This is a genomic window from Acetonema longum DSM 6540 (assembly GCF_000219125.1).
GTDB classification, from domain to species: Bacteria; Bacillota; Negativicutes; order Sporomusales; family Acetonemataceae; genus Acetonema; species Acetonema longum.
Window position 1 is genome coordinate 1 of the sequence record NZ_AFGF01000186.1, and the last position, 12,467, is coordinate 12,467.

Here is a 12,467-nt window from a genome sequence, read left to right on the forward strand (position 1 = left end):
TATATTTATGGAGCCTTGATGGCTCTTAACTATCAAAATGATTTATTGACTGTCTGTTCCGAAAAACAGACCCGCACATCTGGCATAATTCATTCTTACCTGCATTGTTCAGTTTTCAAGGAGCTCTGTCGCAGTAGCGCGACGTTTTTATATTGTACCACAACGTTTGATGTTGTGTCAATATCCATTTTTGGTTTCTCGCTTTGTTCTTGCGAACGCAGCTTGATTATATTAACACATTCTCTTGCTCTGTGTCAATATTTATTTTTTCCCTGTCGTATTGACGACTTTTATAATATAGCATGAGGTCTTAAGTCCTGTCAATAGTCTTTATAAACTTTTTTCAACGCCAGCCAGCAGAATGATGGCGCAGCCAAAAATAATCACGGCTGAAAACCGCTGCAATCCCTGCAGTAGACGTCCGGATGAATCAGCCTGGCCGGTAAATCGACCAGCTAAAGATAATCCAAAAAACCATACCCAGGAAACAAGGATACAGGCTAGAGTAAAAGCCAGCCTTGCCAGCCCTGTATATGCCAGAGAACTTACCCCAATCACCCCGATGGTGTCAATAATTGCATGCGGATTAAGCAGTGATACCGATAAAGCAAAAAAGATGCGCCGCTTTAGACTCCAGAGAGCCTGGTCCTGCCGGCTGCGAGAGGATGCGCTGCTTTTCCAGGTAACCCAGCTCATGTACAGCAAAAAAAGAAAACCGGCACTGATCAGCAACAACTTCAGCCAATAGAATTGCAGGACTGCAACCGACACGCCAAGCACTGCCAGCAGGATCAGAAAGGTGTCAGCAAGAGACGCTGTTAAGACGACGGGCATGGCCCGCCAGTAACTTGGCTGGACTGCCCCCTGGGTAAAGACAAACACATTTTGCACACCTAACGGCAGGATCAGTCCCAAGGCTAAAAGAAGACCATGAAAAAATGCAATTAGCACATCGCTTCCTCCTGATCGGACGCTTATTTTTCTACTCAATTCATTTACCATTGACGATGTATTCTTTTTAATCGTATAGATTTGTATCTTTAGCGCGGTCAATATATGCAGTTTCGAGATCTTCCACCGTTATTTTCCATTTATTTTATTAAATGTTTATTTTTTGAAATTATATGTATTCCATAAACAGCAAAATGCCCTTTCTCCACCTTTTTTCTACCTTATAAGTAGCTTATTCCAGGCCGCTTTTCTGTTGCTCCATAAATTTAGCGCTATAACTAAAATTAATTTTGCATATTTACTGTGGTGAATTCCTGTTTTTAAATCAAAAGAGTGGGCAGTTAAGCAGCCCACTCTAAAACACGATTCGGCTTATTCTTTCTGACGCATATGGGGAAATAACAGCACATCCCTAATGGAGTAACTGTCAGTTAAAAGCATGACCAGACGGTCAATACCGATGCCTAACCCGCCTGCGGGCGGCAAGCCGTATTCCAGAGCGGTGACGAAGTCTTCGTCCATCATATGGGCTTCATCGTCGCCGGATTCCCGTTGGGCTACCTGCTTCATAAACCGTTCTTTTTGGTCGATGGGGTCATTTAACTCAGAAAAGCCATTAGCCATTTCCCGGCCGAAAATAAAGGCTTCAAACCGGTCAGTAATATTCGGGTTGTCCTTATTACGCTTGGCCAAAGGCGAAATTTCGGTGGGATGATGCATGATAAAAGTAGGCTGAATCAGATGTTCTTCCGCCACGGCTTCAAACACGTTGTTAAGGATGCCGCCGATACCGTCTTTCTGCTCAAACCTGACTCCCAGGCGGTTAGCGATGGCCCTGGCTTCTTCAATAGTCTTCACTGTATCAAAATCAAAGTCCACATTGCCGTACTTTTTAATAGCTTCGCTCATGGTCAGGCGGTTCCAGGGAGGGGTCAGATCAATTTCCTGGCCCTGATAGGTAATTTTCATGGTTCCCAGGACCTGTTGGGCCACGCCCGCAACCACCTCTTCGGTGACCCTCATAACATCATTATAGTCGGCATAGGCCTGATAAAGTTCCATAATGGTGAACTCCGGATTATGCCGGATAGAGATCCCTTCATTGCGAAATACCCGGCCCAGCTCATACACCCGCTCAAAGCCGCCGACAATCAGCCGCTTCAGGTATAATTCCGGCGCAATCCGCATGAATAGATCCATGTCCAAGGCGTTGTGATGGGTCACAAAGGGTCGAGCCGCCGCACCGCCGGCAATGGGGTGCATCATGGGTGTTTCTACTTCCAGGAAGTCTTTTGCATCCAAAATAGCCCGCACGGCTTTAATGATTTTGCTGCGCAGGATAAAGGTACGCCGCACATCCGGATTGACGATTAAATCCAGATAGCGCTGCCGATAGCGGGTCTCCACATCTTTTAAGCCGTGCCACTTTTCCGGCAGGGGCCGCAGAGTTTTGGCCAGTATCTCAAATGCAGTGACCTTTACGCTGATTTCGCCCTTCTGAGTGGTAAACACCACTCCGGTAATGCCGATAATATCCCCGATATCCACCAAGTGAAACAGTTCATAAGCCTCTTCACCCAGTACGTCCTGGCGAAAATACAGTTGGACCTGACCGGATATATCCATCAGGTGACCAAAACTGGCCTTGCCGTGACCACGAACGGACATGAGACGCCCGGCCAGTTTCACTGTCTGATTTTCCAATGCCGCATATTGGTCGATGATATCCTGGGCGTGATGGGTGGCCTGATATTTCCGGCCAAAAGGCTCAATGCCTTTGGCCGCAATCGCCGCCATTTTGTCCAGGCGTACTTTCATTAATTCGTGGAGTTCTTCCTCGGCCTGTACTTGCTCTATAGTTTGATCCTGTTCATTCATTTGCGGTTACTCCCCCATACTTACTGCGTTTGCCGTTAACTAATTGGAGTTGCCTTTAATACCAACGATTTTATATTTCAAAATACCGGCCGGCACATTGACTTCCACGATACTGCCAACCTTTTTCCCCAGGATGGCTTCCCCTACCGGAGAGACATTGGAGATGCGGTTCTGTTTGGGATCGGCTTCGGCTGATCCTACAATGGTATAGGTTTCCTCATCGCCATATTCAATATCATTGAGGGTCACAGTAGAACCCAAGATGACAGTATCGCCGCCAACTTCACCTTCGTCGATGATCTTGGCGTTGCGAAGCATTTTTTCCATTTCCAGAATTCTGCCTTCAATAAAGGCCTGTTCGTTCTTGGCGTCTTCGTACTCAGAGTTTTCACTGATATCGCCAAATTCAATCGCCTGTTTGATCCGTTCGGCCACTTCCCGCCGTTTTACCCCTTTTAAATGCTCTAATTCTTGCTCTATCTTTTTTAAGCCGTCGATTGTAAGAATAGTCTCTTTTTCTGCCATGGACTTACCTCTCCTTTATCCTCGCGTTTCGATATAAGCCAATGCTATTGCCCTTATTATATGCGGAAAACCTTGGAATCGTCCAGCCAACTGGGCATGAGGCAATATAAATAGTGTCAAGTCTGAAGCAACTTGACACTTCCTATCTTTTCAGCGACATCCGATTACCAGCCTTCCTGGCATCAAAATGTATAGCAACCCACAAACGCTTGCGCCCTTTTGAGTTTGCGAGTCCGAATATCACCACCATTATGCATATTATAGGCATAAATTTGAACTATGTCAATAATTACTAGCCAATTCCCTCCCGTTTCCTTGTTTTCCCTGCTCGCAGACTCGGAAAACATCCCTTTTCGGACTTCTGCTATTCCAAAGTTCTTACTGACTGCCCAAAAAGTGACTTGTTTTCCTCCTAACCCCGAGATGCAAGCATCTCTCGCATCTGCAAACGAAGCGCGGCGTTTTGCTTAATGGTTAAAATCTCTTCATGGGTCAGTGCCCGTTCAAAGCTGCGGAAACCTGCCATTTTAAAGCCATGTTTGGCTGCCAGCTGCTTGATGGTTTCTACCTGTTTAACCGTAAGATCGCGACCCAAGGTGAAGTTTTCATACCGCCTCTCCAACGCCAGAATCATAGTTTCAGCCATGCAGGCATAGGCTGTGCCGGGTGGAAAACCAAAATTCAAACCGAATTTGATCTCGCCGGGGACTTCCACTACTCCGCCTTCAATGACCAGAACATCATTACGGACCTTTGCTACCTGCTGGGAAACATTCCGCGGCCTGGCCACATCACAGACGATGGCGCCGGGTTTTAAGTCCTCAGGTTCAATCAGATAATCCACCGCACTGGTTACGGCGATAATGATGTCAGCCGCTTTCAGAGCAGACTTAGTATTTGCCGTAATCCTAACGGCTAATCCTGTAGAACGCAAAATCTGTATAGCAACTTTCTCCAATTTTGCTTCATTGCGGGCCACCAGGGTAAGGTACCGCACGTCCTGGGCCAGAATATGGGCACAGGCCGCGCCGATAGAGCCGGTGGCTCCCAATACCAGCACATTGGCCCGGTCCAGGGAAAGTTCCATCAGCTCAGCCGCCTTTTTGACGCCTTCCAGGGCAGTGGCTACCGTGTAGCTGTTGCCGGTAGTCACCGGGATGTTAAGGTTTTTGGCAATAGTTACGCCGGCATCCCCCACCACCGAAGTGAACGCCCCCAGGCCCACGATCTTAGCTCCCAGTTTTTCCGCCAGCCTGCCGGCTTTAATGATCTTATTAATCACGTATGGCTCAGGCAAAGAGACAAATTGCCGGGAAGTCAGAGGGCAGCCGACAAACCAGCCTTCACCCTCTGCATGGTCCGATTCCAGTCCAGTGATATGGGAAACCTTGACTGGCGGTATGTATTTCATAATTCCTTCAACAAAACCATCGGACCAGCTTTTGGCAAAAGAAAATTTCCGTGAAAAATCTTTGGCTACGATCGGATGTACGATAAATCCGAATTTTTCCATAAAAACCCTCCTTCGGAGCCTTTACCAAATCTATACTAGGTCCCGGACGCTCGGCACCAATCCTATTTCCTGAATTAGCGCGGTATAATCGTCTGCTTTCAATTCTTCCGGCTTCTTACCGGCCAGGGCTACCAGGACGGCTTCCAGCACATTGGTGCCGAAGGACCTGCCCCCCATATCCGGTGTGGTTGTAACCAGAGTTTTAACGCCTCTCTGGCGCAAAAACTGCTCATCCTCCGTCGTCACGGTATTGGTGATCACCAGTTTTCCCGGCAGTTCCCGCGGCATATAGCGATGGATAAAGTGCCAGTCACCGGCGATAATGTCCGCCTGCTGAAAGTAATTGTTAAAACGGGGATTATTGACTGTCTGCTTGTCACCGGTGGGATAAAACAGACTAACGGGCAGCCTGGTAACCAGCGGTGCCATCATGCTGGCCAGCCGGGCCAAACCGGTCAGGGTCTCAATGGGTACCGGCAGCCCTAACCCAAACATCAAATCGCCGAATACGGTCCGACAGCCTGCAGCGCTAAGCGCTTCCGCCAGGCCAAACCGGTCCACTGCGCACACCATCAGCACCCGTTTGCCGGCAAATTCAAAACCGTGCTGACATCGCAAATACTCCACCGTTTGCCGCTCCAGGGTATTCTTTATACCGCTGCCATCGACGATGGGCGTCTGTCGTGCCGCCGAAGCTATGGCCGCTGATTGACTAAATATATAACGCCTTTTCCCGGCATAAAGATAAAGATCAGTGCCCCCCAGGCCAAAGGTATCCACCTTACCGTCCAATTCCCGGATCAGTGCCGTTGCCTTTTGCGTATCTCCATCGGCGCCAATCCGCTCGATCAGAAAGGTTTCTCCTCTATACTGCCATTGCACCCGGTGATCCCGCTTGGAAGAGCCCAGGCTGATGCTAACGATCCGTTTCATGCTGTTTTCCTCACCTAATCATTTTTTTGCTGTCTAATTGCAAATCGCGTTTCAGTCATCGCGCAAATGGGCCAAAATCGATCTTACTGAATCAAGGCTCACATACTTATCTTCAGCAATAGGAGATTCCCCGATTTCATAGCCAATCACTTCTTTGTCCAACAAGGCTTCCACTAGCTGAATCCGCTTATTGGAGGCCAGGATGATCACAATGTCGAATTGCCGCAGGTTGGTGATAATCCGCATAATCTCTTCAAACAATTCTACACCGGTTTTATGCAGGACAAAATTCCACCGCTCGGTCTCTGTCATCACCAGGCAGTATTCAATCCCTTCCTGCCGGGCCATTTGGCGCAGCTCGGCGCAATTTTCCAGCGGAAATCCCACCAGGGCGATCCGTTTCCCCTTACGAACCTCTCCCAGCGTCTCCAGTCGGGATACCACCGAACGGTCAATCCCGATCCGGGTCGCCACCTCTTGCTGCGATAATCCCCGGACCCGCATCTCCAGGATAGCATCCAGTAACCGGACGATTTTCTGCCGGTTAATCAACTTATCGCCAATCCTCAACAGCATCGCCATCGATCCTCAGTCCCGCTCCAGCATAGTATATGTGCACATTATTGTGTACATACATATTCTACCACATCTTCTTAGTATTTTCAATTTTCAGCATTTTTTCTTTAAAAAATATTAAAGAGAAAAAGCGCGTTCACTTAAAATAAAACAGGGTATCACAAACGCTTTAGGTCTGCGATACCCTGTCTTCACGATGGGAAAGCTCAAAAAGTAGTTATGAACTGATTTTTTCCGCCAATTCCCGGTATACTTTGCTCATATCGGATTCGCCAAAGGCTTCGACCACCGTACAGCCGGCATTTTCCGCCTGTTGGACATGAGCATCCCGGGGAATATACTGCACAATTTGGGTGCCGATTTCCTGGGCTGCCTTGGCTACCAGTTCTTTTTCCGAATCCACGTTTTTGGCATTCAGAACCAAACCCCGCAGCCTGGCATACCCGCGGCCGCTGAACTGACGAATGGCGCTGGATATGTTAGAAGCGGCGTAGAGGGACATCATCTCGCCGGAGGTGACGATATAGACATCTTCGGCATAACCCTCCCGAATGGGCATGGCAAAGCCGCCGCATACCACATCGCCCAAGACATCATAAATGACAATATCCGGGGTAAAATAGTCAAACGCTTTTAATTCTGCCAATTTTTCAAAGGCAGTGATGATACCGCGGCCGGCGCAGCCGATGCCCGGCGTGGGCCCGCCGGCTTCCACGCACAGCACGCCGTTATAGCCTGCAAAGACGATATCGGCCAGAGTAATGTCTGCTTTTTTCGTTTTCATGGTGTCAAGCACTGTGGGAATAGCTCGCCCGCGCATCAGATTTTTGGTGGAATCAGCCTTAGGGTCGCAGCCAATCTGCATGACCTTAAATCCCATTGTCGACAAGGCAGCCGACAGATTAGAGGTCGTAGTAGACTTACCAATGCCGCCTTTGCCGTAAAAAGCAATCTTTTTCATAGGGCCTCCTTTTCTTTCCATAAGTTCCATGGGTAGATCGTCTTATAGGACCTGTCCCGTCTTGAAAGGGTACAATTTTGACCTCAAAGATTGAAAATGATATACATTATCATTTATGTGGCAAAGAAATTATACTATATTATAAAGGAATAGTAAATTTAAAGAAGCCGCAGGAGCTGCCTCTTTAATTCTCCCCTGCCGGGCAGGCCAAAAGCCGGAGTCGCCGCCCTTGGCAGCTCCGGCTAAATTTTTAAAACTATTAGTTTATGCGCCTGAGGATTCGATCCTTAGGCTAATCTGCACCAGTCCCCATAATGCCGCCTCATCGCCAGGATTGATCTTCAATGCGGCCGCAAAACGTTATGTAGCATTGACGTAAGAACCCTGGCTTAGATGATAGTAGCCCATACGCAAATCGTTGGCGTAATGGTCCAGGGAATAACCGCTCATATCATCATGTCCTATCCAGGCTAGTTCTGTCAGTGGATTGTATATCCTGCAAATTTTCCAGGTTTGACCGGCCGCAGATTATCGTGGGTTGATTATCTTGAGTCGATATTTTTCCAGGCGAGAGATCCTGCTGGGTGCAGACAAAAACGGAGCTGCATGAAAACAGCTCCGTCAGACTTTTATTCATTGTGTCACGGGGTTAGGCCCGCCAGGGGTCTAAGGGAAAACGCGCGATTACTTTTTTAGCCGTCTCTGTTCTCAATGGCGTATCATCATGGCTCATGCCTTTTTTTAATCCCTGCAGCACTCGTATCCCCGGCTGGGTGGTCAAACCGATATCCTGAGTGAGCTGGGACATGGCGCTGAGGCGGGCTTTTGCCAGAGATTCGTTCAGAGTGCGGCCGGCGGAGAGGTTGTCGAAGAAGTCATGGGCCAGATTGGTCATGGGGTTGCCGCAGATGCCGGTGCTGGTCCGGCCCAGGACTTCCGGCAGACCGAAACGGAAACCGGCTTCTACCGAGCGTTTTAACTCGCCGGTTTCCACGATGATGGATTCGGCCAGGGTCCGGGGACTGCACAGGTCGAAGGTGCGCAGGGACCGGATGATGGCGTGCTCGACGGTATGGGCCTGTTCCTGACTGACCAAGCCGCCCAGGTTGGCCCGGATGCTGATTTCATCGCCGGTTTCCAGGTCCTTCCCGTAGAGAGTAACCGGGATATCACTGGCAGCGCGGAATTCGGTATAACCGCCCTCAGGCAGCCAGCCCGCGCCGGAGATGACCGGATATTCTTTGCGGCTTTGTTTGAAATCCATTCGTTCCACATCACCTGACGCCAAGGCACCCGACAACATCTTCAAGGTATGCCAGCGGGCCTGATCTCTTCCTTCCAGCGCAATCATAACCACCGGTATTTGCTGACCGGTTTCATCAGTTACGATCTGGGAATTCCGGTCAGTGATGCGGGCGAGTACGCCGATAGGGTAGAGTTTTTGACTGTCAACAACCCAGGGGCAAACCAGGATGTCCTGACCGACACTCACTCTGTTCAGTATGGGAGACACTTGCTCCGTCACAAAGACCCCGGTGATCCGGCCGCCGTCAGGGCGCGGCAAAATGCCGTTAGCCACCGGCAGGATATGGATCATGGCGTTCACTCCTCTGAAAGGTCCCGGATAACGCGGATAAAATCCTCCCGGCTCTCGGCCTGATTAAAATTCAGCCGGATTTCCGCCGAATGGGGCAGCCCTTTGGTATACCAGGAGGCATGCCGCCGCATTTCCCTAATCCCGATATATTCACCGTTAAAAGCAATTGTCATATCCAAATGGCGCAAAAACACCGCCAGCCGCTCAGAAACCGTAGGGACCGGCAGAGTTTCGCCGGTAGCCAGAAAATGAACGATCTGGCGGAAGATCCAGGGATTCCCCTGAGCTCCTCTGCCTACCATAACCGCATCGCAGCCGGTTTGCCCGAGCATTCTGACGGCATCCTGACCGGAACGAATATCGCCGTTGCCGATAACCGGAATGGCGACGCTTTCTTTCACCGCCCGGATAATCTCCCAGTCAGCCGTACCGGCATAAAACTGCTCCCGGGTCCGGCCGTGGACCGCCACTGCGGCCACTCCCGCTTTTTCAGCCAGCCGGGCGATTTGAGGAGCATTGACCGAGGAGTCATCCCAGCCTTTTCTGATTTTCACCGTCACAGGCGCCTGAACGGCCTCAACAACCGAGGCCATAATGGAATAGGCCAGGTCAGGCTTGCGCATTAAAGCCGACCCTTCTCCGTTTTTGACGATCTTGGGGGTAGGGCAGCCCATATTGATGTCAATAATATCAGCCCCGGCCCGTTCAACAATCTTGGCCGCCTGAGCCATAGGCTCCGGTTCCGAACCAAAAATTTGCACTGTCACCGGTTTTTCCTGGGGGTTGATAGTCAGCATATGCACTGTATGGGTATTTTGATACACCAATCCCTTGTCACTGATCATTTCCGAATAGACCAAGCCACAGTCCATTTCTTTGGCCAGCAATCGAAACGGCGGATCAGTGACGCCGGCCATGGGGGCCAGAATCACCGGATTAGCGATATGAACCGAACCTATATGCATAAATGTCTCTCTTGGTCTCCTTTAGTGACTATTGCGTTCGTAAATCAGTCGTAACCCTTCTAAAGTCAGGAAAGGCTCTACCGTATTAATGGTATGAGATTCCTGGGCAATGAGGCTGGCTAATCCGCCGGTGGCTACCACGTAGGCATCGCCGCCTAATTCTTCTTTCATGCGGCGGACAATTTCATCCACCTGGCCAACGAAGCCGAAGATGATGCCGGATTGCATGCTGGCAACAGTATTGCGGGCAATGACGGTAGGAGGCTTAGCCAGTTCAATGCGGGGCAGTTTAGCTGCCCGTTGAAACAAGGCTTCCGTGGAAATACCGATACCGGGGGCGATAGCCCCACCCAGATAATCACCATTAGCCGCCACAGCGCAAAAAGTAGTGGCTGTACCAAAATCCACGATAATGAGCGGGCCGCCGAATTTATCATAGGCAGCCATGGCGTTGACAATCCGGTCAGCCCCCACTTCCCGTGGGTTTTCGTACTTAATGCTAATACCGGTCTTGATCCCCGGTCCTACTACCAGCGGCTCCAAGGAAAAATACCGCTGGGACATGCGGAGCAAGGTTTGAGTGACCGGCGGCACCACCGATGAGATGGCTATGGCTTTAAACTGTTCGCGTTCCATGCCCCGATAGCTAAACAGACTGTGCACCAGCATAGCGTACTCATCGGCGCTTTTTTGGCGATCTGTGGAAATCCGCCAATGATGAAGTAAGTTGATCCCATCATAGATCCCAAGAACAATATTAGTATTACCGATATCAAACACAAGCAGCATGATAGGTTAATCCTCCGTTTCAGCGCAATCAGGCGCTATAACCCGCCTGTTTTAGAGCACCCCTTATTTTCACTCCCACATAAGCAGCCAGCGCCGCCTTAACCGCATCAAAAGGTATAAACGGCGCAACGGCAAGATACCAGGCTTTATCCCAGGTCATTGGCTTACCCAGGAAATATTCGAAACTCACCATAAAGCCAATTAGTCCTACAACATAGGTAACAACTAATCCCAGGAACATGGCCAGACCGACTCTCGGATAAGACAGTCGTGAACGTTCGGTCAGTCGGCCCACCAGCCAGGCACACATCATAAAACCGAATTTAAAACCGCCGGTAGGTCCGATCAGTTCGGGGAGACCTGACTTGGCCTGAGCAAAAACCGGCATCCCGAATGCGCCAAGCAAGATCCATATCGCCACGCTGACGGCTCCCCAGCGGCCGCCTAAAACCAAACCTGCCAGCATAATGAAAAAGAGCTGCAGAGTATGGGGCACCGGCCCAATCGGAAAGGAAATCTGGGAAGAAATGGACAGCAGAGCAGCAAATAGACCGGCTAATACCATATTGCGAATAGACATGTTAATTCTCTCCCATATCATTATATTTGTATCATGAAATTTTTGCAAAAATTATCTGCAGTCCTCGAAATAGGGCCTTTTTCAACGCTCCCCAGCAGGACGGATTGAAACATCGCCCGCAATAACCCGTTCCTGCCCGGCAGGCGTATCCACCAGCAAAGCGCCATCCCGGTCAATATCAACAGCAACGCCGCTAAAACGGTTGTTCAAACCGATGACATCGACTTTTTGGCCGAGGGTAACTGATAGCTGCCGCCACTGCTCTAATATTGGATCAAAGCCTTGAGTATTCACCAGGGCGTAAGCCTGCTCCAATTCATACAGCACTACGGTCAGTAATTCCCGCCGGGATACAGGCTGTCCGGTTTCAATCTGCAGGGAGGTAGCAAGGGCTGCAAGATCAGGGGGTAACTCCTCCGAAGCAATGTTTACATTAATCCCAATGCCGATAACCACATGGTTAATCGCATCCATTTCCGCATTCATTTCAGTTAAGATGCCTACCAATTTTTTGCCCTGATACAGGATATCATTCGGCCACTTGATGCCGCAGGGAATCCCGGTCACTTTGCGAATTGCCTTCACTACGGCCACCGCTGTCATCAGGGTGCACTTAGGTGCTTCCTGGGGCAAAAACCGGGGACGAAGCACTACTGACAGCCATATTCCCTTGCCAAAGGGCGAAAACCACCCCCTTGACAGACGGCCACGGCCGCCATGCTGTTCTTCCGTCAAAAGGATCGTTCCTTCAACGCATCCTGCAGCGGCTAGTTTCTTGGTCTCATTATTGGTAGAGTCAATAGAGGCAATATATACGATCTCCCGGCCAAGCAGTGCAGTTTTTAATAAGGGGCGGACTTCCTCCGGAGTCAGGATATCGGGGCTGCGGCGCAGACAATAACCCAGCCGGGGATGGGACTCGATCTCATAACCGTCATCCTTTAAGGCTTGGATATGTTTCCAGACTGCCGTGCGGGAGACTTCCAGCTGTTTGGATATCTCCTCACCGGATATGTACCCACCCGCAGCCCGGCGCAAAAGCGCCAAAATATTCGTTCGCAAACCAAAAACCTCCTAAAAAGATGCAAAGCAGTTCAAGGCATGCGTTCGATTATACCAAAACCACTTTGTAAACCATATATTAATTCAAAGTTAACCGACTGTCAAGTTCCCCTATTCCTCGCCTGTCTCCGAGAGCG

At 49.8% G+C, this 12,467-nt stretch carries 12 protein-coding genes; all 12 read right to left on the minus strand.

All coding sequences use genetic code 11. The features are described from left to right. Positions 1-330: 330 nt before the first annotated feature. The 12 genes from ALO_RS16100 to ALO_RS16155 all read right to left on the minus strand — a co-directional run bounded on the left by ALO_RS16100 (position 331) and on the right by ALO_RS16155 (position 12,330). The gene (locus ALO_RS16100; protein WP_004097950.1) at positions 331-951 is read right to left on the minus strand and encodes a LysE/ArgO family amino acid transporter; all 621 of its coding nucleotides are present in this window, start codon (positions 949-951) and stop codon (positions 331-333) included. Positions 952-1,323: 372 nt separating this feature from the next. Then, on the minus strand, positions 1,324-2,829 hold the full coding sequence (gene lysS / locus ALO_RS16105; protein ID WP_004097951.1) for a lysine--tRNA ligase: 1,506 nt from the start codon (positions 2,827-2,829) through the stop codon (positions 1,324-1,326). Between the two features lie 39 nt (positions 2,830-2,868). Further along, complete coding sequence (gene greA, locus ALO_RS16110) at positions 2,869-3,354, minus strand: transcription elongation factor GreA (RefSeq protein ID WP_004097953.1); 486 nt, start codon at positions 3,352-3,354, stop codon at positions 2,869-2,871. A gap of 412 nt (positions 3,355-3,766) precedes the next feature. Beyond that, a complete protein-coding gene (locus tag ALO_RS16115) occupies positions 3,767-4,867 on the minus strand; it encodes a shikimate 5-dehydrogenase (RefSeq protein ID WP_004097958.1) in 1,101 nt (366 codons plus the stop codon). A gap of 30 nt (positions 4,868-4,897) precedes the next feature. After that, positions 4,898-5,800: a hypothetical protein gene (locus ALO_RS16120; RefSeq protein WP_004097960.1), complete on the minus strand. Its 903-nt coding sequence runs from the start codon at positions 5,798-5,800 to the stop codon at positions 4,898-4,900. 51 nt (positions 5,801-5,851) lie between these two features. Then, positions 5,852-6,376, minus strand: coding sequence for a helix-turn-helix domain-containing protein (locus ALO_RS16125; protein ID WP_004097962.1), 525 nt, complete (start codon positions 6,374-6,376; stop codon positions 5,852-5,854). 217 nt (positions 6,377-6,593) lie between these two features. After that, positions 6,594-7,337: a nucleotide-binding protein gene (locus ALO_RS16130; RefSeq protein WP_004097964.1), complete on the minus strand. Its 744-nt coding sequence runs from the start codon at positions 7,335-7,337 to the stop codon at positions 6,594-6,596. A gap of 649 nt (positions 7,338-7,986) precedes the next feature. Beyond that, complete coding sequence (locus ALO_RS16135; protein ID WP_004097967.1) at positions 7,987-8,934, minus strand: hypothetical protein; 948 nt, start codon at positions 8,932-8,934, stop codon at positions 7,987-7,989. Between the two features lie 5 nt (positions 8,935-8,939). Further along, positions 8,940-9,899 (minus strand): tRNA dihydrouridine synthase DusB, encoded by a 960-nt coding sequence (gene dusB, locus ALO_RS16140; protein ID WP_004097969.1) that lies wholly within the window; start codon positions 9,897-9,899, stop codon positions 8,940-8,942. A 21-nt stretch (positions 9,900-9,920) separates the two neighbouring features. After that, positions 9,921-10,688 carry a type III pantothenate kinase gene (locus ALO_RS16145; RefSeq protein ID WP_004097970.1) on the minus strand — a complete coding sequence of 256 codons (768 nt, stop codon included), beginning with the start codon at positions 10,686-10,688 and terminating at the stop codon, positions 9,921-9,923. Positions 10,689-10,716: 28 nt separating this feature from the next. After that, a complete protein-coding gene (locus ALO_RS16150) occupies positions 10,717-11,268 on the minus strand; it encodes a biotin transporter BioY (RefSeq protein ID WP_004097971.1) in 552 nt (183 codons plus the stop codon). 81 nt (positions 11,269-11,349) lie between these two features. Further along, positions 11,350-12,330 (minus strand): biotin--[acetyl-CoA-carboxylase] ligase, encoded by a 981-nt coding sequence (locus tag ALO_RS16155; protein WP_004097972.1) that lies wholly within the window; start codon positions 12,328-12,330, stop codon positions 11,350-11,352. Positions 12,331-12,467 lie beyond the last annotated feature (137 nt).